Source organism: Rhizobium sp. R86522, assembly GCF_042466255.1.
Taxonomy (GTDB): Bacteria; Pseudomonadota; Alphaproteobacteria; order Rhizobiales; family Rhizobiaceae; genus Allorhizobium.
Genome location: NZ_JAXHBX010000001.1, coordinates 1,906,033 through 1,927,308 on the forward strand (window position 1 = coordinate 1,906,033; position 21,276 = coordinate 1,927,308).

At 60.7% G+C, this 21,276-nt stretch carries 29 protein-coding genes; 11 read left to right on the forward strand and 18 right to left on the reverse strand.

What is annotated here, in order from left to right; translation table 11 throughout:
- Positions 1–108: 108 nt before the first annotated feature.
- Positions 109–1,245, forward strand: coding sequence for a TauD/TfdA family dioxygenase (locus tag SJY08_RS09125; RefSeq protein WP_377275380.1), 1,137 nt, complete (start codon positions 109–111; stop codon positions 1,243–1,245).
- Positions 1,242–2,006: a class II aldolase/adducin family protein gene (locus SJY08_RS09130; protein WP_377275381.1), complete on the forward strand. Its 765-nt coding sequence runs from the start codon at positions 1,242–1,244 to the stop codon at positions 2,004–2,006. The genes SJY08_RS09125 and SJY08_RS09130 overlap by 4 nt, the downstream gene beginning before the upstream one ends.
- Positions 2,007–2,091: 85 nt before the next feature.
- Here SJY08_RS09130 and ilvD read toward each other — a convergent pair whose 3' ends face one another.
- On the reverse strand, positions 2,092–3,927 hold the full coding sequence (gene ilvD / locus SJY08_RS09135) for a dihydroxy-acid dehydratase (protein WP_054150990.1): 1,836 nt from the start codon (positions 3,925–3,927) through the stop codon (positions 2,092–2,094).
- 232 nt (positions 3,928–4,159) lie between these two features.
- On the opposite strand from ilvD, the gene SJY08_RS09140 reads away from it, so the two are divergent.
- The 5 genes from SJY08_RS09140 (at position 4,160) to SJY08_RS09160 (ending at position 7,682) form a co-directional block, all read left to right on the forward strand.
- Complete coding sequence (locus SJY08_RS09140; protein ID WP_377275382.1) at positions 4,160–4,762, forward strand: thermonuclease family protein; 603 nt, start codon at positions 4,160–4,162, stop codon at positions 4,760–4,762.
- Between the two features lie 158 nt (positions 4,763–4,920).
- Positions 4,921–5,871, forward strand: coding sequence for a protein-methionine-sulfoxide reductase catalytic subunit MsrP (gene msrP / locus SJY08_RS09145; RefSeq protein ID WP_069041568.1), 951 nt, complete (start codon positions 4,921–4,923; stop codon positions 5,869–5,871).
- A complete protein-coding gene (gene msrQ / locus SJY08_RS09150) occupies positions 5,868–6,515 on the forward strand; it encodes a protein-methionine-sulfoxide reductase heme-binding subunit MsrQ (protein WP_194842831.1) in 648 nt (215 codons plus the stop codon). Before msrP ends, msrQ begins: the two co-directional genes overlap by 4 nt.
- 38 nt (positions 6,516–6,553) lie before the next feature.
- Positions 6,554–6,958 carry a thioredoxin family protein gene (locus SJY08_RS09155; RefSeq protein WP_069041570.1) on the forward strand — a complete coding sequence of 135 codons (405 nt, stop codon included), beginning with the start codon at positions 6,554–6,556 and terminating at the stop codon, positions 6,956–6,958.
- 4 nt (positions 6,959–6,962) lie between these two features.
- Entirely contained in the window at positions 6,963–7,682 is a 720-nt protein-coding gene (locus tag SJY08_RS09160) for a cytochrome c biogenesis CcdA family protein (protein ID WP_377275383.1), read from the forward strand.
- Between the two features lie 9 nt (positions 7,683–7,691).
- On the opposite strand, the gene SJY08_RS09165 is transcribed toward SJY08_RS09160, so the two are convergent.
- Positions 7,692–8,114 carry a DUF2809 domain-containing protein gene (locus SJY08_RS09165; RefSeq protein ID WP_377275384.1) on the reverse strand — a complete coding sequence of 141 codons (423 nt, stop codon included), beginning with the start codon at positions 8,112–8,114 and terminating at the stop codon, positions 7,692–7,694.
- 49 nt (positions 8,115–8,163) lie between these two features.
- Here SJY08_RS09165 and SJY08_RS09170 point away from each other — a divergent pair, with 49 nt between their 5' ends.
- The 4 genes from SJY08_RS09170 (at position 8,164) to SJY08_RS09185 (ending at position 11,378) form a co-directional block, all read left to right on the forward strand.
- Positions 8,164–9,036, forward strand: a complete 873-nt coding sequence (locus SJY08_RS09170) for a DUF817 domain-containing protein (RefSeq protein WP_069041573.1) — start codon at positions 8,164–8,166, stop codon at positions 9,034–9,036.
- 112 nt (positions 9,037–9,148) lie between these two features.
- Positions 9,149–9,586, forward strand: a complete 438-nt coding sequence (locus SJY08_RS09175; protein WP_377275386.1) for a YciI family protein — start codon at positions 9,149–9,151, stop codon at positions 9,584–9,586.
- A 6-nt stretch (positions 9,587–9,592) separates the two neighbouring features.
- Complete coding sequence (locus SJY08_RS09180; protein WP_377275387.1) at positions 9,593–10,021, forward strand: VOC family protein; 429 nt, start codon at positions 9,593–9,595, stop codon at positions 10,019–10,021.
- 49 nt (positions 10,022–10,070) lie between these two features.
- Positions 10,071–11,378, forward strand: a complete 1,308-nt coding sequence (locus SJY08_RS09185; protein ID WP_377275388.1) for an RNA polymerase sigma factor — start codon at positions 10,071–10,073, stop codon at positions 11,376–11,378.
- 49 nt (positions 11,379–11,427) lie between these two features.
- Here the strand turns inward: SJY08_RS09185 and SJY08_RS09190 are convergent, their stop codons facing one another.
- The 16 genes from SJY08_RS09190 to rplX all read right to left on the reverse strand — a co-directional run bounded on the left by SJY08_RS09190 (position 11,428) and on the right by rplX (position 21,274).
- Positions 11,428–12,006, reverse strand: coding sequence for a DoxX family protein (locus tag SJY08_RS09190; protein WP_377275389.1), 579 nt, complete (start codon positions 12,004–12,006; stop codon positions 11,428–11,430).
- A 283-nt stretch (positions 12,007–12,289) separates the two neighbouring features.
- Complete coding sequence (gene rplQ / locus SJY08_RS09195) at positions 12,290–12,712, reverse strand: 50S ribosomal protein L17 (RefSeq protein ID WP_054150978.1); 423 nt, start codon at positions 12,710–12,712, stop codon at positions 12,290–12,292.
- A gap of 116 nt (positions 12,713–12,828) precedes the next feature.
- Positions 12,829–13,839, reverse strand: coding sequence for a DNA-directed RNA polymerase subunit alpha (locus SJY08_RS09200; RefSeq protein ID WP_006728661.1), 1,011 nt, complete (start codon positions 13,837–13,839; stop codon positions 12,829–12,831).
- A 97-nt stretch (positions 13,840–13,936) separates the two neighbouring features.
- Positions 13,937–14,326, reverse strand: a complete 390-nt coding sequence (rpsK, locus tag SJY08_RS09205; RefSeq protein WP_006728663.1) for a 30S ribosomal protein S11 — start codon at positions 14,324–14,326, stop codon at positions 13,937–13,939.
- Between the two features lie 129 nt (positions 14,327–14,455).
- A complete protein-coding gene (gene rpsM, locus SJY08_RS09210; RefSeq protein WP_054150977.1) occupies positions 14,456–14,824 on the reverse strand; it encodes a 30S ribosomal protein S13 in 369 nt (122 codons plus the stop codon).
- A gap of 230 nt (positions 14,825–15,054) precedes the next feature.
- A complete protein-coding gene (locus SJY08_RS09215; RefSeq protein ID WP_054150976.1) occupies positions 15,055–15,705 on the reverse strand; it encodes an adenylate kinase in 651 nt (216 codons plus the stop codon).
- Positions 15,702–17,042: a preprotein translocase subunit SecY gene (gene secY, locus SJY08_RS09220; protein WP_054150975.1), complete on the reverse strand. Its 1,341-nt coding sequence runs from the start codon at positions 17,040–17,042 to the stop codon at positions 15,702–15,704. The genes SJY08_RS09215 and secY overlap by 4 nt, the downstream gene beginning before the upstream one ends.
- A 238-nt stretch (positions 17,043–17,280) precedes the next feature.
- A complete protein-coding gene (rplO, locus tag SJY08_RS09225) occupies positions 17,281–17,760 on the reverse strand; it encodes a 50S ribosomal protein L15 (protein WP_069041579.1) in 480 nt (159 codons plus the stop codon).
- A 16-nt stretch (positions 17,761–17,776) separates the two neighbouring features.
- Positions 17,777–17,986 carry a 50S ribosomal protein L30 gene (rpmD, locus tag SJY08_RS09230; protein ID WP_006728669.1) on the reverse strand — a complete coding sequence of 70 codons (210 nt, stop codon included), beginning with the start codon at positions 17,984–17,986 and terminating at the stop codon, positions 17,777–17,779.
- A gap of 14 nt (positions 17,987–18,000) precedes the next feature.
- A complete protein-coding gene (rpsE, locus tag SJY08_RS09235; RefSeq protein WP_054150973.1) occupies positions 18,001–18,570 on the reverse strand; it encodes a 30S ribosomal protein S5 in 570 nt (189 codons plus the stop codon).
- Positions 18,571–18,713: 143 nt separating this feature from the next.
- A complete protein-coding gene (rplR, locus tag SJY08_RS09240; RefSeq protein WP_054150972.1) occupies positions 18,714–19,076 on the reverse strand; it encodes a 50S ribosomal protein L18 in 363 nt (120 codons plus the stop codon).
- A gap of 12 nt (positions 19,077–19,088) precedes the next feature.
- The gene (gene rplF / locus SJY08_RS09245) at positions 19,089–19,622 is read right to left on the reverse strand and encodes a 50S ribosomal protein L6 (protein WP_006728672.1); all 534 of its coding nucleotides are present in this window, start codon (positions 19,620–19,622) and stop codon (positions 19,089–19,091) included.
- A 43-nt stretch (positions 19,623–19,665) separates the two neighbouring features.
- Positions 19,666–20,064, reverse strand: coding sequence for a 30S ribosomal protein S8 (gene rpsH, locus SJY08_RS09250; RefSeq protein ID WP_006728673.1), 399 nt, complete (start codon positions 20,062–20,064; stop codon positions 19,666–19,668).
- Between the two features lie 12 nt (positions 20,065–20,076).
- Entirely contained in the window at positions 20,077–20,382 is a 306-nt protein-coding gene (gene rpsN / locus SJY08_RS09255; protein WP_054150971.1) for a 30S ribosomal protein S14, read from the reverse strand.
- A gap of 33 nt (positions 20,383–20,415) precedes the next feature.
- A complete protein-coding gene (gene rplE, locus SJY08_RS09260) occupies positions 20,416–20,973 on the reverse strand; it encodes a 50S ribosomal protein L5 (RefSeq protein ID WP_054150970.1) in 558 nt (185 codons plus the stop codon).
- Complete coding sequence (rplX, locus tag SJY08_RS09265) at positions 20,966–21,274, reverse strand: 50S ribosomal protein L24 (protein WP_054150969.1); 309 nt, start codon at positions 21,272–21,274, stop codon at positions 20,966–20,968. Before rplX ends, rplE begins: the two co-directional genes overlap by 8 nt.
- Positions 21,275–21,276: the final 2 nt, after the last annotated feature.

Genomic DNA, 21,276 nt, shown 5'->3' on the forward strand with positions numbered 1-21,276 from the left:
CAGCTTAACTCAGCATAAGCATAATCGCTCTGTTTTCCCCTGGGAAGTCGGATGATGATCTACAAATAAGATCCGCTCTCTCGCCAGCCAGACTTAAGGAAAACCGCGATGAACATGCATGTTGCGACCGGGGCCGTCACACTCGCCGAAAAAGGCCTGCACCTGCCGCTCGCTGACGGCAAACAGGCTTACTTCAATTATTACTGGCTGCGCGACAATTGCCCCACTTCGTTCGACAGCAAGACTCGCGAGAGGAGCTTCGACGTTTTTCATCTCTCAGCGCCCCCGCGCGCGGAGAGCGCCGAGTTGGAGGGTGATACGCTGGTCATCCGCTGGGCGGGCGAGAACCACGTGTCACGTTTTCCGCTCGCGCTGCTTGAGCTCTACAGCGAAGGCAAACAGCGGCCGGATCCGGGCGACCTGCCGCGCAAGGCGTGGTTCAGCGACCACTATCCTGACATTCCGCGTTTCTCGCAACCGGAGCTGATGCGCGATCCGGCCAAGGTTGCGGAGTGGATCGAGGCGATGATCGTCGAGGGCCTGACGATCGTGACCGACATGCCGGACAGCCATGAGGGGTTGACGGAAACCGTCAAGCTGATGGGCCATGTACGGCCGACCTTCTTCGGCGAATATTTCGACGTCAAGACGCATATCAACCCGACCAACACCGCCTACACGGCTAAGGCCTTGGAGCTACATACCGACACCCCGGCAGAGGAACATGCGCCGGGCATTCAGTTCCTGCATTGCCGGGCCAATACCGTCGAGGGCGGCATGAGCATCTATTCCGACGGCGTCGCAGTCGCCAATGCTTTCCGCGAGATCGATCCTGATGGCTTCAAGCTGCTGTCGGAAATCGACATTCCCTTTTTCTGTGAGCACGACACCTACGACATGCGCTCGCGGCAGCGGGTGATCGAGCTCGACAAACATGGCGAGGTCTCAGGCCTGACGATCAGCCAGCACATGGCTGATCTGTTCGACCTGCCGCAGACCGTGCTCGACGACTATTACCCGGCCTTCTGCCGCTTCGGCAAAATGCTGCAGGACGACAAGTTCATGATGCGCTTCCTGATGAAGGCGGGTGACTGCATGGTGTTCGACAACCACCGCATCGTGCATGGACGGATGGCCTATTCGGCGACCAGCGGCGATCGCTATCTGCGCGGCTGTTATGCCGACCGCGAGGAGATGCGTTCGACCTACCGCGCGCTGACGACGGAAGGACGGTTCAAGGCATGAATATCGCAGCTTCCGGAAACGATATGCTCGACGATGCGGCACTGACCACGCTGCGTCAGGATCTCGCCGCTGCCTTCCGGCTCTGCCATCGCTTTGGCTGGAGCGAGTCGGTCGGCAATCATTTCAGCGCGGCGGTCTCGGCGAATGGGCGCAAGTTCCTTCTCAATGCGCGCTGGCAGCATTTTGCGACGATCAAGGCGAGCGATCTGCTGCTGCTCGATGCCGACGATGCCGATGTGATGAACCGACCGAATGCCCCCGACCCTTCCGCCTGGACCGTACATGGCACGCTGCACCGGATGCTGCCGGAGGCACGCGTGATCCTCCATTGCCATTCGCCCTATGCGGTGGCGCTTTCCTGCCTCAAGGACCCGACGCTTCTGCCGCTCGACAACAACACGGCACGTTTTTTCGGTCGGATCGGCTACGACCTCGACTTCGGCGGGATCGCCGATGCGGCGGAAGAAGGCGAGCGGCTTGTCGAAATGATACGCGGCAAGGCGGTGCTGGTCATGGGCAATCACGGCGTGTCGGTTGCCGGCGAGACGGTGGCGGATGCTTTCGAGGACCTCTATTTCTTCGAGAAGGCGGCCCAGACGATGGTGCTGGCGCTTTCGACCGGCAAGCCGCTGGCGGTGCTGTCGGATGAGATCGCGCAGGGCACGTCAGACGGCTGGATCCCCTATCGCGGCATGGCGGAGAAGCATTTCGCCTATCTTAAATCCTGCCTGGATAAGGAAGATTCGTCCTGGCGGGATTAGAGTTCACAGATAAACGGGAATGACAAAGACCCGCCGGATCGCTCCGGCGGGTCTTTGATTTTGCAGGTGGCAGGACCGTTGACCTTTATTCCGGCAGCTGGCGCACCGCGCCCTTGTCGGCTGACGAGGCGAAGGCGGCGTAGGCCTTGAGTGCTGTCGTGACGTTGCGCTTGCGCTTTTCTTCGGGGAACCAGCCCTTGGCATCCTGTTCGGCGCGGCGGCGGTCCAGCTCGGCGGGGTCGACGACGAGGTTGATCGTCCGGTTCGGGATGTCGATGTCGATCAGGTCGCCTTCGCGCACCAGGCCGATCGCGCCGCCCTGGGCGGCTTCCGGCGAGGCATGACCGATCGAAAGACCGGAGGTGCCGCCGGAGAAGCGACCGTCGGTGACCAGCGCGCAGGCCTTGCCGAGGCCTTTCGACTTCAGATAGCTCGTCGGATAGAGCATTTCCTGCATGCCGGGGCCGCCCTTCGGGCCTTCGTAGCGGATGACGACGACGTCGCCGGCGACGACCTTGTTCGACAGGATGGCCTTGACGGCGTCATCCTGGCTTTCGAAGACGCGGGCCGGGCCCTTGAACTTCAGGATCGATTCATCGACGCCGGCCGTCTTCACGATGCAGCCGTCGAGCGCGATGTTGCCCTTCAGAACGGCGAGACCGCCGTCCTTGGAGAACGGGTGATCGACCGAGCGGATGACCCCCTTTTCGCCGTCGGTGTCGAGATCATCCCAGCGCGAGGCCTGCGAGAAGGCCTGGGTGGTGCGAACGCCACCGGGGGCGGCCTTGAAGAATTCGCGAACCGTTTCCGAATTGGTGCGGGTGATGTCCCAGCGGTCGATGGCATGGCCAAGCGTTTCGGCATGCACGGTCGGGCAATCGCGGTTGATCAGGCCGCCGCGATCGAGTTCGCCGAGGATGCGCATGATGCCGCCAGCACGGTGGACGTCTTCCATGTGCACGTCCTGCTTGGCAGGCGCCACCTTGGACAGGCAGGGCACCTTGCGCGATAGGCGGTCGATATCGTCCATGGTGAAGTCGATGCCGCCTTCATGGGCAGCGGCCAGGATGTGCAGAACCGTGTTGGTCGAGCCGCCCATGGCGATGTCGAGAGCCATGGCGTTTTCAAAAGCCTGCTTGGAGGCAACATTGCGCGGCAGAACGCTTTCGTCGTTCTGTTCATAGTAGCGGCGGGTGATGTCGACGATCAGGTGGCCGGCCTCGACGAAGAGGCGCTTGCGGTCGGCATGGGTGGCGAGCGTCGAGCCATTGCCGGGCAGCGACAGGCCAAGCGCTTCGGTGAGGCAGTTCATCGAATTTGCGGTGAACATTCCGGAGCATGAGCCGCAGGTCGGACAGGCGGCTTTTTCGATCTCATCTACTTCAGCATCGGAGATGCTGTCGTCGGCAGCGGCAACCATGGCATCGACAAGATCGAGTGCCACCTTGCGGCCCTGCAGGATCGCCTTGCCGGCCTCCATCGGACCGCCGGACACGAAGACGGCGGGGATGTTGAGGCGCATGGCGGCCGACAGCATGCCGGGCGTGATCTTGTCGCAGTTCGAGATGCAGACCATGGCGTCGGCGCAGTGGGCGTTGACCATGTATTCGACCGAGTCGGAGATGATTTCGCGCGACGGCAGCGAATAGAGCATGCCGTCATGGCCCATGGCGATGCCGTCATCGACGGCGATCGTGTTGAATTCCTTGGCCACGCCGCCGGCGGCTTCGATTTCACGGGCAACGAGCTGGCCGAGGTCCTTCAGGTGGACGTGGCCTGGCACGAACTGGGTAAAGGAGTTGACGACCGCGATGATCGGCTTACCGAAATCGCCGTCCTTCATGCCGGTCGCGCGCCAGAGGCCGCGGGCACCGGCCATATTGCGGCCGTGGGTGGTGGTTCTCGAACGATAGACGGGCATGGGTGTCACCTCGATGGCTTGTTCGCCGCCATGCCTGCACCCTCGGCGCCAAGGCAAGGCGGCCACTTTGGAACTGGTCTAAGCCATGTCCCCTGCCCTGTCACTAGCATCCAAGGGCAAATCGGTACGCCTTGACCTCACGGAGGGTGCGTCTTTGTTCGCATTTTAGTGATCGGCTTAAGCCTGCGGCAAGATGTGTTTACTAGAGTTTACCGCGGAAAGGGGAGTCATGATGACCCGGAAACCTGCCCGCGTGATTCTGCTGAAAGATGCCCGCCAGAAGCTCAATCCCGAGCCTGCGCCGCGCTGGAACCCGTTCAAGGCACTCTACCGGATGCGCCGCATCCTGATGATGGCCTGCCTTGCGGTGCTGGCCGTCATTCATTTCGAAAAGCTTCCCTATTCCTATCTGGTTGTCCCGGCATCGAACAAGCTGATCGACTACGCCATCACCGGCGCGGTCGCGCCCCGTACCGAGCCAATCGAAGGCCGCTTCGTTACCTGTGTCGGGGCGCAGCGGATCAACTGCGTCGTCGACGGCGATACCTTCTGGTATCGGGCGGTGAAATACCGGATCTCTGATATCAATACGCCGGAGATCGGGCGCCCTGCCTGCGAGCGGGAACGCGCGCTCGGGCTCGAGGCGCAGGTTGCGCTGCTTGATGCCCTGAATGGCGGCGATCTCGTGATGGAGCGCCGGGAGCGTCGCGACACCGATCGGTATGGCCGCAAGCTTCGGGTGGTCCTTCACGACGGACGCTCTGTCGGCGATGACATGATCGCACGCGGCATCGCTCATCGGTGGGAAGGGCACAAGCAGAACTGGTGCGGCTGAGGCGTGTCGGCGAACGCCGCCGATCCTTACACGCGCCGGCCGGCGCGGACCTACACGAAATTGTTCCTGTCGGACTTCTTTTCCAGACGATGAAACTCTGGTCTCTATGCTCCCGTCTTCTATTTTAGAGTGACAGAGAAAGCCTCAAGAGGTCTGCCATGCCGGTCTACCATCCGCCAAAGATTGCAAGTTCCGAGATCACGCCAAAGTCGCTCTATCTCAAGCGACGGCATTTCATGGGTGTAGCGGCCGGCGGCATCGCCGCGGCCGGGCTCGGCGCTCCGGCTTTGGCGGCGCCACTGGCTGCAAAACCCAGCATCTACAAGCTCGATGAGAAGCTGACCTCGAAAGAGGACGTGACGACCTACAACAACTTCTATGAGTTCGGCACGGGCAAGGAAGATCCGTCCCGCAATGCAGGGTCTCTGACCACGCGGCCCTGGACGATCGAAGTGGGCGGACTGGTCGCCAAGCCGCAGGTGATCGACATCGAAACGATCATGAGCGAGATTGAGATGGAAGAGCGCGTCTACCGGATGCGCTGCGTGGAAGCCTGGTCGATGGTAATCCCGTGGATCGGCTTCCCGATCTCGGCTCTGCTCGACCGGGTCGAGCCTCTGGGTTCGGCGAAATATGTGGCGTTCGAAACGCTTGTAAGACCCGAGGAGATGCAGGGACAGGCCGGCATCTTCCAGGCGCTGGAATGGCCCTATCGCGAGGGCCTGCGCCTCGATGAGGCACGCCATCCGCTGGCGATCCTTGCGACCGGCCTCTACGGCGAGACGCTGCCCAACCAGAACGGAGCCCCGATCCGCCTCGTCGTGCCGTGGAAATACGGCTTCAAGGGCATCAAGTCGATCGTCAAGATCACGCTGACGGAAGAGGAGCCGGTGTCGACCTGGAATAAGCTTCAGCCGTCCGAGTATGGCTTCTACGCCAACGTCAATCCTGCTGTCGATCACCCCCGCTGGAGCCAGGCGACCGAGCGGCGGATCGGCGAAGCGGACGGGCTCTTCGGTGGCGCGCGGATTGATACGCTGCCGTTCAACGGTTATGCCGACGAGGTCGCAAGTCTCTATGACGGCATGGACCTAACGAAGTTCTACTGATGGCTGCGCTTGCACTCCCTGCCCTGCCCGCCCGCTACAAGCCGGCGTCAATCTGGGCGCTTTATGCCATCGGGCTGATGCCGGGGCTCTATGCCTTCTATCTCGGGATCTTTGGCGGACTGGGCGCTGATCCCGTGCGTGCCTTCGAGCATCTGCTGGGGCTCTGGGCCTTCCGCTTCCTCTGCCTCGGCCTGGCTGTCACCCCATTGCGGGATCTGCTCGGCATCAATCTCATCGCCTATCGGCGCGCGCTCGGTCTGTTGGCATTCTACTACGTGCTGGCGCATTTTGCCGTCTACCTGACGTTGGACCGGGGTCTGATCCTGTCCTCGATCGTCGGCGACATCCTGAAGCGTCCCTACATCATGCTCGGCATGGCGGGGCTTTTGATGCTGATTCCGCTGGCGCTGACCTCCAACCAGTGGTCGATCCGGAGGCTCGGTCAACGCTGGAACAAGCTGCACAAGCTGACCTATCCGATCCTGCTCGTGGCAATCCTGCACTACGCGCTGTCGCTGAAGGTGATCGATCCGGAGGCGGCCTTCTATATCACAGTCACGATCCTGTTGCTCGGTTACCGGCTGCTACGGCCGAAGATCATGGAGCGGCGGCGGGCCAAGCGCATGGCGGCGACGCGGGCCTGACAGCTTTTTCGACAATCGACAAACAAGGGGTGTAACCGATGAGAAGCCTTCGAAAGACATGGAGTGCGGCGCTTGCCGGTGCCGTGATGCTCGCCACGGCCGGTATTGCCAATGCCATCGAGATTGCGCCCTTCCAAGCTTCGGCTTTCGAAGCTGCGAAAGCGGAAGGTAAATCGGTGGTCGTCGACGTCACAGCCAGCTGGTGCAGCACCTGCAGGGCCCAGACCAAGATCATCGACACGCTGGCGGCCAAGCCGGAATTCAAGGACGTCCTCGTCCTGAAGCTCGACTACGACAAGCAAAAGGACGAGATGCGCAGTCTTGGGGCACAGAACCGCTCGACGCTGATCGCGTTCAAGGGTGCAGACGAGACGGGCCGCAGTGTCGCGGACACGAACCCGGCCTCGGTCGAACAGCTCTTCGCCTCGACCCTGGGACAATGATGCCATGCTGGGCAGCGCTCTCCTTGCCTTTCTCGCGGGCGTGCTGTCCCTGCTCAATCCCTGCACACTGCCGCTGATCCCGATTGTTCTGGGAACAGCGATCAACCGTCATCGCTACGGACCCGTCGCGCTTGCGGCGGGGCTGACGCTTTCCTTCGTGACGATCGGTCTCTTCGTCGCGCTGGTCGGCTTCTCAGTCGGCCTCGACTTCGCCGTCTTCCGGATGGTGGCCGGGATCATCATGATCGTGTTTGGGGCGGTTCTCATCGTGCCGATGGCCCAGCATAGGGTCGCTGCGGCCGCCGGACCGGTCGCGGCCTGGTCGCAGTCACGCTTCGGTCAGGTCGACGACAAGGGTCTCAAGGGGCAGTTTCTCGTCGGTCTGCTTCTTGGCGCCGTCTGGAGCCCCTGTGTTGGCCCTACCCTCGGCGCTGCCTCGCTGATGGCTTCCCGTGGCGAAAACCTGCTGCAGGTGATCACGACCATGGTCGCCTTCGGTTTCGGTGCGGCGCTGCCGCTGCTCCTGATCGGAATGCTGTCACGCGAGGCACTTGCACGGTCGCGTCATCGTCTGCTGACGCTAGGTCAGGCCGGCAAGAGCCTGATGGGCGGGCTGCTGATCATCACAGGCGCGCTCGTTGTCTCAGGCTTCGACAAGACCATCGAGATCTGGCTTCTGGAATATTCGCCGGAGTGGCTGATCGACCTGACCACACGCATCTAGAGCCGCGCGTTAGCCAGGCATACTGCTGGCGCGGGCCAAGTGGCGGTTCTCGAGCCGGGCAGCGATCACAATGCCGAGGGCATAGGCGACAATGTTCCACCAGGAGAAGATGCGCCCGAGCAGGAGAGCGCCCGCCAATGTCAGACGGAATTCATCGAGCCAGGGTGTGTGATAGAGCCGGCTGAACTCGATGAGGGCCGCCGCGATGATGGACAAGAGCGCAAGGCGACCGAGGGGCTGGCGGGGCAAAAGCGAGGCGAGGAGGAAAAAGACCATGCCGCCCCAGAGCGTCGAACCACCGTATTTCACCAGATAAAACGGCAGTCCGATCTCATAACCGCCGAGCCTCAAAGCCACGCCACACGCGATGATGGCAAGCGCTATCCCCAGCCGGCGCATGCGTTGTGACATCGTTGCCTTGATTTCGTCCATCAGCGCTTAGTACTGAGGTTGCAATGGAATGCAACAGCGGGGCTGGCAAATGACATTGGTGGCAGAGGGGCGCAGGGATCTGCTGAGTGCGCTGGATCGGCGACTTATCGACAATGCCCCGCACCCTCATCTCACCGGCATCAGGCGATTCGTCGTCGAGTTCGTCATGTTCGGCATCAAGGAGGCGCGCGCCTGCCTGTTTGCCGGCCTGTTCTTCATCTCGATATTTGCGGTGCCACGCGCCGGCCTCTTCGGTATTCCGCGCTACGACGTGCTGCTGATCATCGCGCTTGCCATACAGATCTGGATGGTCTGGACCAAGCTCGAGACGATGGACGAATTGAAGGCGATCTGCCTCTTCCACGTGGTCGGTTTCGCGCTTGAAGCCTTCAAGACCGCTGGCGCCAATCCGTCCTGGACCTATCAGGACTTCGCCTATACGAAGCTGCTCGGCGTGCCCCTGTTCTCCGGTTTCATGTATGCTGCGGTCGGCAGCTACATCATCCAGGCCTGGCGATTGCTCGATGTCAGGATCCGCCATCACCCGCCCTACTGGATGGCGATTGGCGTGGCTGTCGCCATCTATCTGAACTTCTTCACCCACCATTATATCGGCGATTATCGCTGGTATCTGGCAGCGCTTGCCATCGGGCTCTATGCGCGCACCACCGTCATCTACCGGCCCTTCGACCGCGACCGGCAGATGCCGATGCTGCTTGCCTTCATCCTGATCGGCTTCTTCATCTGGGTGGCGGAGAACATCTCGACCTTCTTTGCAATCTGGCACTATCCGAACCAGCTGGGCGCCTGGTCGACCGTGCATCTGGGCAAATGGAGTTCCTGGACGCTGCTGGTGATGATGACGTTCACGATCGTCGCCTCGCTCAAGCATATCCGCGCGACGATCCACATTCCGAAGTGACAGACATAGACCGCGATAGATTTTTTTCGCATGTCGTGTCGAAATGGGTTTAGCTCATTCGTTGGGGGAGCAGGATCGCAAGGGCGGTCCTGACAACGAGAGGAGTGAAGACATGCGTGTCATGGTGATGGTGAAGGCGACCGAAGACAGCGAAGAAGGGATCATGCCGCCGCCCGAATTGTTCGAGGCCATGGGCAAGTTCAACGAGGAACTGGTGCAGGCCGGGATCATGCTCTCGGGCGACGGCTTGAAACCCTCGAAGATGGGCAAGCGGATCGCCTTCAACGGTCCGGACCGCCGGGTGATCGACGGGCCCTTTGCCGAGACCCGGGAACTGGTCGCCGGCTACTGGATCTGGGAGGTCAAGGACATGGACGAGGCCGTTGCCTGGGTGAAGCGTTGCCCGAACCCGATGATGACGCCAAGCGAAATCGAGATCCGGCCTTTCTACGAGATGGAAGACTTTGCCGAAGTGGCCTCACCCGAGGGCCAGGCGAGCCATGACCGCGCGGCAGAAGGGCTTGCAGCTCAGCAGAAGTCGAAGGGCTGAACCGTCATGAGCAAGATGATCTTCATCAACCTGCCGGTGACGGATCTTGGTGCCTCGACCCGCTTCTACGAGGCGCTGGGGGCGACGAAGAACCCGCAATTCTCGAACGACAATGCCACCTGCATGATGCTGACCGATACGATCGGCGTGATGATCCTGACGCATGACTTCTATCGGACCTTCACCAGCCGTCCGATTGCAGACGCCAAGGCGACGAGCCAGACGCTTCTGGCGCTGACTGTCGAAGCGCATGCGGATGTCGACCGGGTTGTGGGGGCAGCGAGTGCTGCCGGCGGACGGGCTGACCCCAACCCGCCGCAGGATCACGGCTTCATGTGGAGCCGTTCGGTCGAGGACCCGGATGGACATGTCTGGGAGATCTTCTGGATGGACCCGGCGGCTGCCGGTGGCGACACGACTGGTGTTGACGCCTGACACGATGACCGCGGTTGACCGGGCTCAAGCCGTGTCCATACTCCGGACCATGACACGAAACGGACAGGCGGGGCCGAACGTTGCAGACAGCCAGGCGCTGGCGCCCCCGGACATCGAGAGGATCTATCGTATGGAGCGGGTCCGGCTGGTCGCCGGGCTCGCAAGACATGTCCGCGATCTGAGCCTCGCCGAGGACCTGGCGCAGGAAGCGCTTGTGGCGGCACTCGCGGCATGGCCGGCTTCCGGCATACCGCCCAATCCCGGCGGCTGGCTGATGACGACGGCGAAGCGCCGGGCCGTCGATCTCTGGCGCCGACGGCGGATGATGGCCCGGCACGAGGCCGCATTGGCGCATGACATCGAGACCGGCAGGGGGGACGAACAGGCTGCCATCGAGGCCGCGCTCGACAACGAGATCGGCGACGAGCGGCTGTCGCTGATCTTTACTGCCTGCCATCCGCTGCTCTCCCGCGACCAGCGCACGGCGCTGACGCTGAAGGTCATCGGCGGACTGGCGACGGAGGAGATCGCCCGGGCCTTTCTCACGCAGGAAACGACAGTGGCGCAGCGGATCGTGCGGGCGAAGAAGACCCTGCGCGAGGGCGATGTGGCGTTTGAAGTACCTGTGGGTGAGGCGCGCGGTGCCCGCCTCGCCTCGGTGCTGGAAGTCATCTACCTGATCTTCAACGAGGGTTATGCGGCGAGCTCAGGCGAAGACTTGATCCGACCGCAGCTTTGCGAAGAGGCGATGCGGCTCGGACGCATCCTGGTGGGGCTGGCACCGGAGGAACCGGAGGCACATGGCCTGCTGGCACTGATGGAGTTGCAGACATCGCGCTTCAAGGCGCGGATCGGACCGGATGGCAGTGCTCAGACGCTGGAAACGCAGAACCGGCGGCTTTGGGACAGGTTGCTGATCCAGCGCGGTCTGGAAGGCTTGTTAGCGGTGAAGCGGCTTGGCGGCGAAGACGGGGTCTATGCGCTGCAGGCGGCGCTCGCAGCCGTGCATGCTCGGGCGGCAAGGTTTGAGGACACGGACTGGGCGCTGAGTGCTGCGCTTTACGACAAGCTGTTGGCACGCTCCCCCTCGCCCGTGGTGGCGCTGAACCGGGCGGTGGCGCATGCGATGGCGTTTGGACCCGAGACGGGTCTGCTGCTGCTGGCGGAGATCGAGGCAGAGCCGCAGCTGGCCGGTTACGCGGCGCTCTATGCCGCGAAGGGCGATTTTCTGATGCGGCTGGGACGGATGTTTGAGGCGCGCGTGGAGTTTGAGCGAGCGGCTGAATTGAGTGGGAACGAGACAGAGCGGTCGTTTCTGATGGGGCGGGTGCGTAGCTGCACCGAGGCACCAGACTGAATAAACGACACCCGGCCATTCGACCGGGTGTCCTTGTGCTTCGCAAGTATCAGAACTGCTTCTTGAACAGCAGCTGGTCGAGCGAGAGGTAACCGCCGCCAAAGGCGGCGAAAAGGAAGGCGCCACCCGTCCAGAAGAGCGAAGCGAGTTCTGCCTTGCTCTGCACCTGATGCAGGAAGACATGGCCGCTATCAGCAAGCCGTGCCATGGCCTGCGGCGTGAAGAAATCGCTGCCTGCCTTCAGCGCATCGATGCCGGCCTGGGTGAGGAAGGCGTCGCCATACGGGTTGGCCATGTGGAAATAGAGGGTGATTGCCAGCATCACGCCATTGGCCAGCGCTGCGGGCCTCGTGAAGAGGCCGAGCGCGATCAGGAGGCCGCCCAAGACCTGCATGACGGCCAATGTCGGGGACCAGAGCCAGCCCGGATAGAAACCGAGCTTCTCGACGAAACCAACCTGGGCGAAAGGCGCCATGATTTTTGGCAAGCCTTCGATGACCAGCATGCCGCCGACAGCAAGACGGAGGATCGTCCAGGCCATGGGCTGGGCAACCTTATCATAAAAGGTCGAGAGCGGCGGGATGATGAGCTTGTCTTTGTCATTGCTGAAAATGGATGCAGTAATCATTGGGAACCTCGCTTACATCGATAATTCGATGCAGGGAGATTAGCGCTGTTCGTCAGCTTGACCTTGACGCAGATCAATTAGTTATATTGCACATCTATTAGCATTCAATTTCTAATATAGATACCCCTACCCCATCGGCGGGCTCCCTGCGGCTGGCCTTGCAGACGCCTCACGCCACTCAACGCTGAGGAAAGAAGCGCCCATGCCAGAGATACCCCAACGTCAAAAGGCCGGGTGATCGCTCACCCGGCCTTTTGCACATCCTTCCCTTAGGGGAAGTAACTTACGCTGCTTCAGCTTCGGCTTCAGCGGCGACGCGGGCCTTGTCGGCTGCGCCCTTGGCATCAACGTCGCGCTCGACGAACTCGATGACAGCCATGGCGGCATTGTCGCCCTGACGGAAACCGGCCTTCATGATACGCAGGTAGCCGCCGTTGCGGGTGGCGTAGCGCGTCGCGATGGCGTCGAACAGCTTGGCAACGACGGTAACGTCGCGGATCTGCGAGATCGCCTGGCGGCGAGCATGCAGGTCGCCGCGCTTGCCGAGCGTTACGAGCTTTTCGACGATCGGGCGAATTTCCTTCGCCTTCGGCAGGGTGGTGACGATCTGCTCATGCAGGATGAGCGAAGCCGCCATGTTGGCGAACATCGCCTTACGGTGGCTGGCGGTACGGTTCAGCTTGCGGCCGGCTTTCTGGTGGCGCATTGCTATTCTCCTTTAAGTGCAGGCTCTGTCTCAGAGGCTGCCGTTTCCTGACACATACGGGCATTCACCCGCAGTTTGACGGGGAAAGGCAGATTTAGAGGCTGCCTTCACTGTTATTAATACTGGTCTTCGTAACGCTTCGCGAGATCTTCGATGTTCTCGGGCGGCCATGCCGGTACTTCCATACCGAGGTGCAGGCCCATGGAAGCGAGAACTTCCTTGATTTCGTTCAGCGACTTGCGGCCGAAGTTCGGCGTGCGCAGCATCTCTGCCTCGGTCTTCTGGATCAGATCGCCGATGTAAACGATGTTGTCGTTCTTCAGGCAGTTTGCCGAGCGGACCGAAAGCTCCAGCTCGTCGACCTTCTTGAGCAGCGCCGGGTTGAAAGCGAGCTCGGTGACGGCTTCCTCTTCGGCTTCCTTCTGCGGTTCGTCGAAGTTGACGAAAACGCCGAGCTGGTCCTGAAGGATGCGGGCAGCGAAAGCGACAGCGTCCTCACCGGTGACGGAACCATCGGTTTCGATGGTCATCAGCAGCTTGTCATAGTCGAGAACCTGGCCCTCACGGGTGTTTTCGACCTTGTAGGACACCTTCTTGACCGGCGAATAGAGGCTATCGACCGGGATGAGACCGATCGGTGCATCTTCCGCGCGGTTGCGCTCGGCCGGCACGTAACCCTTGCCGTTGTTGACCGTGAACTCCATACGGATTTCGGCTCCCTCGTCGAGGGTGCAGATCACGTGGTTGGGGTTCAGGATCTCAATGTCGCCGACCGTCTGGATGTCACCGGCGGTTACAACGCCCGGACCCTGCTTGCGGACAACCATGCGCTTGGCATCGTCGCCGTCCATCTTGATGGCGATTTCCTTGATGTTCAGGACGATATCGGTGACATCTTCGCGAACGCCCGGGATAGACGAGAACTCGTGCAGAACGCCGTCGATCTGGACAGCCGTGACGGCTGCACCACGAAGCGACGACAGGAGAACGCGACGCAGAGCGTTGCCGAGCGTCAGGCCGAAGCCACGCTCAAGCGGCTCGGCGACGAGCGTCGCCTTGGTGCGGCCGGAGGAGGAGAATTCCACCTTATTCGGCTTGATCAGTTCCTGCCAATTCTTCTGAATCATGATTTTACCTTCCGTTCGCCATCACCATTCAATCGTGACGGCCGAATATGAGAAGCACCGGGAAGGCGAACCGCCTGCCCGGCAAAACGAAGAATGATTAGACGCGACGCTTCTTGCGCGGACGGCAGCCATTGTGCGGGATCGGGGTCACGTCGCGGATGGACGTGATCATGAAGCCGGCAGCCTGGAGGGCGCGCAGAGCGGATTCACGACCGGAGCCCGGACCGCAAACTTCAACTTCCAGCGTCTTCATGCCGTGTTCCTGAGCCTTCTTGGCGCAGTCTTCAGCAGCGATCTGGGCAGCGAACGGGGTCGACTTACGCGAACCCTTGAAGCCCTTGGCACCGGCAGACGACCAGGCAATTGCGTTGCCCTGTGCGTCGGTGATGGTGATCATCGTGTTGTTGAAGGTCGAGTTGACGTGAGCAACGCCCGACGAGATATTTTTACGTTCGCGACGGCGAACGCGTGTGGCTTCCTTGGCCATGGTCTTCCTTTCAGTTGATCTAAGCACCGCCGTAATGCCAGCGGCTACACCAATCGCGGCAACAGGATGAAGGCAGTGGGCATCAGGTCACCCTGACGCCCACTGCCCTTTTCCGAATGCCGCGAAAAATTACTTCTTCTTACCAGCGATCGCCTTCGCCGGACCCTTGCGGGTGCGGGCGTTGGTGTGCGTGCGCTGACCGCGAACCGGCAGACCACGACGATGGCGCAGGCCACGGTAGCAGCCGAGGTCCATCAAACGCTTGATGTTCATCGCGGTATCGCGACGCAGGTCACCTTCGACCTGGTAGTCGCGGTCGATGGTTTCGCGGATCTGAAGAACTTCAGCGTCGGTCAGCTGGTGAACGCGCTTGTCAGCCGGAAGACCGACCTTCTCCATGATTTCAGATGCGAACTTCGGTCCAATCCCGTGAATGTAGGTCAGCGCGATAACAACGCGCTTCGCAGTCGGGATGTTGACGCCAGCGATACGTGCCACGCCTATTCTCCTTGCTTCCAGTTGCCATCCGGCAAGTGGTGTCTCGTTACACGGCCCAAAGGGACCGCAATTACAATTCGGGTTCTCGACAAACCAAAACGATCGAACCCGGTCTCCCAGCGTTTTGGAAGAACGCGCCGATCGCAGTCATGTCGCGAGTTGGCGCGGTCTTTAGCGGAATCGGCTGCCAAAAGCAACCGGCCCCGCGAAGATTCTTGGACTGCCAGCCTTTAGAGCTTGGCGAGAATGGCCTCGATCTCGCCGGTGACGGCATCGATCTCACCCATGCCGTCGACCGAATGTAGCTTACCCTTGGCGTGGTAATAGCCGATCAGCGGCGAGGTTTCCTTGTAATAGGCCTGCAAGCGGGTGCGGACCGTATCACGGTTATCGTCGGGACGACGCTTGAAATGGGTCGAACCACACTTGTCGCAGACGCCATCCACCTTCGGCTTCAGGTTCTCGTCGTGATAACCGGCGCCACAGTTTGCGCAGGTGTAGCGGCCGGCAATTCGATCCGCGAGGATCTCGTCGTCGACGCGGATCTCGACGACTGCCGACAGATCGAGGTCCTTGCCCTTGAGCATCGCCTCGGTGGCATCCGCCTGGACGAGCGTCCGGGGAAAGCCATCGAGGATGAAGCCATTGGCACAGTCGGGCGCATCGATGCGCTCGGAGACGATGGCGATGACGATATCGTCGGAAACCAACTTGCCAGCATCCATCACGGCCTTGGCGCGCTTGCCGACCTCCGTGCCCGCGGATACCGCGGCACGGAGCATGTCACCGGTGGAGAGCTGCGGAATGCCGTGCTTCTCCACGATCCGCTGGGCTTGGGTTCCCTTCCCCGCGCCCGGCGGTCCTAACAGAATCAGTCTCATCGTCCCCTCTTTCCTCCACGCAACTTCGACTTCTTGATCAGGCCTTCATATTGCTGGGCGATCAGATGTCCCTGAACCTGTGCTACAGTATCAAGGGTCACGCTGACAACAATCAAAAGCGAAGTACCACCAAGGGCTAATGGGATCCCGGTGCGTGCGATGAGGATTTCAGGCAGGACGCAGACGAAAACGAGGTAGGCGGCGCCAACGACCGTAATACGGGTCAGCACGTAGTCGATGTACTCTGCGGTGCGCTCACCCGGGCGGATGCCGGGGATGAAGCCGCCATGCTTCTTCAGGTTGTCGGCCGTATCCTTCGGGTTGAAGACGATAGCCGTGTAGAAGAAGGCGAAGAAGGCGATCAACGCGCCGTAGAGCATCATATAGACCGGATGACCATGCTGCAGAGCGGCGATCACAGTGGTCGCCCAGCCCGGAAGCTGACTGTTGCCGGAGAAGCCAGCGGCGGTGGCCGGCAGGAGCAGCAACGACGAGGCAAAGATCGCCGGAATGACGCCTGCAGTGTTCAGCTTCAGCGGCAGGTGCGAGGTGTCGCCCTGGAACATGCGGTTGCCGACCTGGCGCTTCGGATACTGGATCAGAAGACGGCGCTGAGCACGCTCGACGAAGACGATCAGCGCGATGACGGCGATGGCCACGAAGATGACGGTGAGAATCATCAGGGTGGACAGCGCGCCGGTGCGGCCGAGTTCAAGCGTCTGGGCGACAGCGGCCGGCAAACCGGCCGCGATGCCGGCGAAGATGATCAGCGAAATACCATTGCCGATGCCGCGCGAGGTGATCTGCTCACCGAGCCACATCAGGAACATGGTGCCGCCAAGCAGCGTCAGAACGGTCGAAATGCGGAAGAACCAGCCTGGATCGGCAACGATTCCCTGCCCCGATTCGAGACCGACGGCAATGCCGTAGGCCTGCAGCGTGCCGAGAAGCACGGTGCCGTAGCGGGTATACTGGTTGATGATCTTGCGGCCCTGCTCGCCCTCTTTCTTGAGCTGCTCGAGGGACGGCACGACCGACGTCATCAGCTGCACGATGATCGACGCGGAGATGTAGGGCATGATGCCCAGCGCGAAGATCGCCATGCGCTCGACGGCGCCACCGGCAAACATGTTGAAAAGACCGAGGATACCACCGGACTGGCCCTGGAAGGCCGCGGCATAAGCCTCCGGGTTGAGGCCGGGCAGCGGAATATGCGTGCCGAGGCGATAAACCAGCAATGCGGCCAGAGTGAACCACAGACGCTTCTTCAGATCTTCCGCCTTGGCGAAAGTCGAGAAGTTGAGGTTCGAGGCCAGTTGTTCCGCTGCAGAAGCCATAGAATTCTCCGCAAACCTAAACCGGCGACGGTAATCCGTCGAAACCGGAGGCTATTCGTTCAAACTGTTTTTAAGAAAACAGGGCGCGGGAGAAGTTGCGAACAACCGCATGCCTCACACTCGTGTTTTCCAGATGACCCGGAAGACGAAACGACGTCCATTCCGTCCTGGGATCGTGAGGCTCACATATGGGAGCAAAATCGCCCGGTGTGAAGCACCCCGGGCGATTGTCTTTCACTTATTCAGCGGCTTCCTTGGCTGCTTCGAGCAGCTTGATGGAACCGCCGGCCTTTTCGATCTTCTCGACGGCTGCCTTGGAGGCGCCGGCGACTTCGATCGTGACCTTGGCCTTCAGTTCGCCATCGGAGAGCACGCGCACGCCGTCCTTGGTGCGACGGATCACGCCGGCTGCCTTGAGCGAAGCGGCATCAACCGTTGCCTTGGCGTCGAGCTTGCCAGCATCGATCGCGGTCTGAATACGGCCGAGCGAAACGGTGACGTATTCCGATGCGAAGATGTTGTTAAAGCCGCGCTTCGGCAGACGACGGTAGATAGGCATCTGACCGCCTTCGAAGCCGTTGATGGCAACGCCAGAACGAGCCTTCTGACCCTTGACGCCGCGACCACCGGTCTTGCCCTTGCCAGAACCGATACCGCGACCTACGCGGATACGTTCCTTGGAAGCGCCTTCGTTGTCTTTGATTTCATTCAGTTTCATGATGACTTCCCCCGTCTCACTTCTCGTCGACGACGCGAACGAGATGCTGGACAGCACGGATCATGCCACGAACGGAAGGTGTATCTTCCAGGGTGCGGACCCGGTGCATCTTGTTGAGGCCCAGACCAACCAGCGTTGCGCGCTGGACAGCCGGACGGCGAATAGGCGAACCGATCTGCTCGACCGTGATCGTCTTTGCTTCAGTCTTCTTCGTAGCCTTGGCCATGGATCAGACTCCTCTTATTCTTCAGCTGCGTTGCCAGAAGCAGCGCGGCGAGCCTGGAGGGTAGCATACTTCAGACCACGCTGAGCAGCGACGTCCTTCGGATGCACCTGGTGCTTCAGGGCGTCGAAGGTAGCGCGAACCATGTTGTACGGGTTCGACGAACCGGTCGACTTGGCGACAACGTCGGACATGCCGAGCGTTTCGAAGACGGCGCGCATCGGACCACCGGCGATGATACCGGTACCGGCCTTGGCGGAGCGCAGCAGAACCTTGCCGGCGCCGTGGCGGCCATTGACGTCGTGATGCAGCGTACGGCCGTCACGCAGGGGAACGAAGATCAAGTCGCGCTTTGCAGCTTCGGTCGCCTTGCGGATGGCTTCCGGCACTTCACGTGCCTTGCCATGACCGAAGCCTACACGGCCCTTCTGGTCGCCGACGACGACGAGGGCTGCGAAGCCGAAACGACGGCCGCCCTTGACGACCTTGGCGACGCGGTTGATGGCGACCAGCTTGTCGACAAACTCGCTATCGCGCTCTTCACGGTTCTGACGGTCATCCCGCGAACCACGCTTTTCTTGTGCCATTGTCCTTTTCCTTTTTCTTTTCCGGGTGCAATCGGCAGATTACGCAAAGTTCCACCCTGCCCTGTCGGGTCAAGGTGGAATCCGGTGTGACCGGCATAAAGCCGGAAATCCACCCGGACGCAAGCCCGGGTGGAAATTCAGTCTTAGAAGGTCAGACCACCTTCACGAGCCGCTTCGGCGAGAGCCTTGATGCGGCCGTGATAGATGAAGGCGCCACGGTCGAAGACAACTTCGTTCACGCCAGCCTTGACAGCGCGCTCGGCAACCAGCTTGCCAACGGCAGCAGCTGCTGCGATGTCGGCTCCGGTCTTGAGCTCGGCCTTCAGGCCACCATCGAGGGTCGAGGCAGCCGCAAGGGTCTTGCCAGCGACGTCGTCGATGATCTGAGCGTAGATGTTCTTCGAAGAGCGATGTACCGACAGACGCGGACGGCCATTTGCCACCGCCTTGATCTGACGCCGTACGCGGTTCGCACGGCGAACAAGTGCTTCTTTTCTGCTTGCCATTTCGCGCGATCCTTACTTCTTCTTGCCTTCTTTGCGGACGATCCGCTCTTCGGCATACTTGACGCCCTTGCCCTTGTAGGGCTCCGGACCGCGATATTCGCGGATCTCGGCGGCAACCTGGCCGACCTGCTGCTTGTTGATGCCGGACACGATGATTTCGGTCGGCTTCGGAACAGCAATCGAGATGCCAACCGGCGGCTCATAGACGACATCATGGCTGAAGCCGAGTGCCAGCTGCAGGTTCTTGCCCTGAAGCGACGCACGGTAACCAACGCCGTTGATTTCGAGCTTGCGCTCGTAACCGTCCTTAACACCCTTCAGGATGTTTTCGATCATCGTGCGGGACATGCCCCACTTCGAACGAGCATCCTTGGAGTCGTTGTTCGGCTGAACGACAACAGCGTTGTCTTCGAGCTTCACGGAGATTTCGTCGTTTGCGACGAAGAAAAGTTCACCCTTCGGGCCCTTGACGGAGACCTTCTGGCCTTCGACAGAGGCGGTCACACCAGCCGGAACCGGAACGGGCTTCTTACCGATACGAGACATAGTTTTTATCCTGTCTGTTCGCTATGGAGATCCCCTGCCCGTCTTAGAAGACGGAGCAGAGTACCTCACCACCAACGTTCTGTTCGCGAGCCTGGTGATCGGCCATCACACCCTTCGGAGTCGAAAGGATGGTGATGCCGAGGCCGTTCGCGACCTGCGGGATGGACTTAACCGAGACATAAACTCGGCGGCCCGGCTTGGATACGCGGCCGATTTCGCGAATGACCGAAGAACCTTCGTAGTACTTCAGTTCGATCGTGATCTCGGACTTGCCATTGTCGTAATCGACCTGGCTGTAGCCACGGATGTAGCCTTCGGCCTGCAGAACGTCGAGAACGCGGGCACGGAGCTTGGAGGCCGGGGTGGTGACAGAGCTCTTGCGGCGAGCGGCACCATTCCGGATACGGGTGAGCATATCGCCCAACGGATCAGTCATCGTCATATTGGCGTCTCCTTACCAGCTCGACTTTACAACGCCCGGCACCTTGCCGGTGTTGCCAAGCTCACGAAGCGCGATACGCGACATTCCAAGCTTGCGGTAGAATGCACGCGGACGACCAGTGACTTCGCAACGGTTGCGAATACGGGTCTTGGAGCCATCGCGCGGCAGTTCTGCCAGCTTCAGGGTGGCCTTGAACCGCTCTTCAATCGAAAGAGACTGGTTCATGATGATCGCCTTGAGCCCGGCGCGCTTTGCGGCCTGGTTTGCGACGATCTTGCGGCGGCGCTTGTTCTTTTCAACTGCGCTTGTCTTCGCCATATTGAAGTTCCTCTTCTACGCTCGTCGTTACGGTTACTGACGGAACGGGAAGTTGAACTCTTTCAGAAGAGCCCGAGCTTCGTCGTCGTTGGTCGCCGTCGTGCAAACGATGATGTCCATGCCCCACATCTGATCAACCTTATCGTAGTTGATCTCCGGGAACACAATGTGCTCCTTGATGCCCATGGCGAAGTTGCCACGGCCGTCAAAGGACTTCGGGTTCAGGCCGCGGAAGTCGCGAACGCGCGGAAGCGCGATGTTGACCAGGCGGTCCAGGAACTCATACATGCGGGCGCCGCGCAGGGTGACCTTTGCGCCGATCGGCATGTGCTCGCGAACCTTGAAGCCAGCGATCGAGTTGCGGGCCTTGGTGATGACCGGCTTCTGGCCGGCGATCGCAGCAAGGTCAGCAGCAGCAACGGTGGGCTTCTTGGAGTCGGCAGTTGCCTCACCCACGCCCATGTTGATGACGATCTTGTCCAGCTTCGGGATCTGCATCTCGTTGGCGAAGGAGAACTGCTCCTGCATCGCCTTGCGGATGCGGTTTACGTATTCAACCTTGAGCCGCGGCTCGTACTTGGACTCAGCCATCGATCACTTCTCCCGAACGCTTGGCCACACGAACCTTCTTGCCGTCGACGACCTGGAAACCGACGCGGGTCGGCTTGCCGTCCTTGTCGACGATCGCGATGTTCGACAGATGGATCGAAGCTTCCTTGCTGATGATGCCGGCTTCCGCGGTCTGCGTCTGGCGCTGGTGGCGCTTGACAACATTGATGCCACGGACGACCGCACGGTCTTCCTTCGGCATGACCTGGAGGACTTCGCCCGAACGGCCCTTGTCCTTGCCAGCGAGTACGACGACCTTGTCGCCCTTACGAATCTTGTTCATCG

Excerpts from the sequence above, each read along its gene's own strand:
- SJY08_RS09215 (WP_054150976.1), bottom strand. The coding sequence starts at position 15,705 with ATGAGACTGATTCTGTTAGGACCGCCGGGCGCGGGGAAGGGAACCCAA.
- SJY08_RS09165 (WP_377275384.1), bottom strand. The coding sequence starts at position 8,114 with ATGGACGAAATCAAGGCAACGATGTCACAACGCATGCGCCGGCTGGGG.
- rplE (WP_054150970.1), bottom strand. The coding sequence starts at position 20,973 with ATGGCTGAGTCCAAGTACGAGCCGCGGCTCAAGGTTGAATACGTAAAC.
- SJY08_RS09155 (WP_069041570.1), top strand. The coding sequence starts at position 6,554 with ATGAGAAGCCTTCGAAAGACATGGAGTGCGGCGCTTGCCGGTGCCGTG.
- rplO (WP_069041579.1), bottom strand. The coding sequence starts at position 17,760 with ATGAAACTGAATGAAATCAAAGACAACGAAGGCGCTTCCAAGGAACGT.
- rpsE (WP_054150973.1), bottom strand. The coding sequence starts at position 18,570 with ATGGCACAAGAAAAGCGTGGTTCGCGGGATGACCGTCAGAACCGTGAA.
- secY (WP_054150975.1), bottom strand. The coding sequence starts at position 17,042 with ATGGCTTCTGCAGCGGAACAACTGGCCTCGAACCTCAACTTCTCGACT.
- msrP (WP_069041568.1), top strand. The coding sequence starts at position 4,921 with ATGCCGGTCTACCATCCGCCAAAGATTGCAAGTTCCGAGATCACGCCA.
- rpsH (WP_006728673.1), bottom strand. The coding sequence starts at position 20,064 with ATGACGATGACTGATCCGTTGGGCGATATGCTCACCCGTATCCGGAAT.
- SJY08_RS09140 (WP_377275382.1), top strand. The coding sequence starts at position 4,160 with ATGACCCGGAAACCTGCCCGCGTGATTCTGCTGAAAGATGCCCGCCAG.
- rplX (WP_054150969.1), bottom strand. The coding sequence starts at position 21,274 with ATGAACAAGATTCGTAAGGGCGACAAGGTCGTCGTACTCGCTGGCAAG.
- rplQ (WP_054150978.1), bottom strand. The coding sequence starts at position 12,712 with ATGCGCCACCAGAAAGCCGGCCGCAAGCTGAACCGTACCGCCAGCCAC.
- ilvD (WP_054150990.1), bottom strand. The coding sequence starts at position 3,927 with ATGCCCGTCTATCGTTCGAGAACCACCACCCACGGCCGCAATATGGCC.
- rpsN (WP_054150971.1), bottom strand. The coding sequence starts at position 20,382 with ATGGCGAAGACAAGCGCAGTTGAAAAGAACAAGCGCCGCCGCAAGATC.
- rplF (WP_006728672.1), bottom strand. The coding sequence starts at position 19,622 with ATGTCTCGTATCGGTAAGAAGCCCGTTCCGGTTCCGGCTGGTGTGACC.
- SJY08_RS09185 (WP_377275388.1), top strand. The coding sequence starts at position 10,071 with ATGACACGAAACGGACAGGCGGGGCCGAACGTTGCAGACAGCCAGGCG.
- SJY08_RS09125 (WP_377275380.1), top strand. The coding sequence starts at position 109 with ATGAACATGCATGTTGCGACCGGGGCCGTCACACTCGCCGAAAAAGGC.
- rplR (WP_054150972.1), bottom strand. The coding sequence starts at position 19,076 with ATGGCAAGCAGAAAAGAAGCACTTGTTCGCCGTGCGAACCGCGTACGG.
- SJY08_RS09190 (WP_377275389.1), bottom strand. The coding sequence starts at position 12,006 with ATGATTACTGCATCCATTTTCAGCAATGACAAAGACAAGCTCATCATC.
- rpsK (WP_006728663.1), bottom strand. The coding sequence starts at position 14,326 with ATGGCCAAGGAAGCCACACGCGTTCGCCGTCGCGAACGTAAAAATATC.
- SJY08_RS09175 (WP_377275386.1), top strand. The coding sequence starts at position 9,149 with ATGCGTGTCATGGTGATGGTGAAGGCGACCGAAGACAGCGAAGAAGGG.
- SJY08_RS09160 (WP_377275383.1), top strand. The coding sequence starts at position 6,963 with ATGCTGGGCAGCGCTCTCCTTGCCTTTCTCGCGGGCGTGCTGTCCCTG.
- SJY08_RS09130 (WP_377275381.1), top strand. The coding sequence starts at position 1,242 with ATGAATATCGCAGCTTCCGGAAACGATATGCTCGACGATGCGGCACTG.
- SJY08_RS09200 (WP_006728661.1), bottom strand. The coding sequence starts at position 13,839 with ATGATTCAGAAGAATTGGCAGGAACTGATCAAGCCGAATAAGGTGGAA.
- SJY08_RS09170 (WP_069041573.1), top strand. The coding sequence starts at position 8,164 with ATGACATTGGTGGCAGAGGGGCGCAGGGATCTGCTGAGTGCGCTGGAT.
- rpmD (WP_006728669.1), bottom strand. The coding sequence starts at position 17,986 with ATGGCCAAGGCTACGAAGAAGACTGAAGCAAAGACGATCACGGTCGAG.
- SJY08_RS09180 (WP_377275387.1), top strand. The coding sequence starts at position 9,593 with ATGAGCAAGATGATCTTCATCAACCTGCCGGTGACGGATCTTGGTGCC.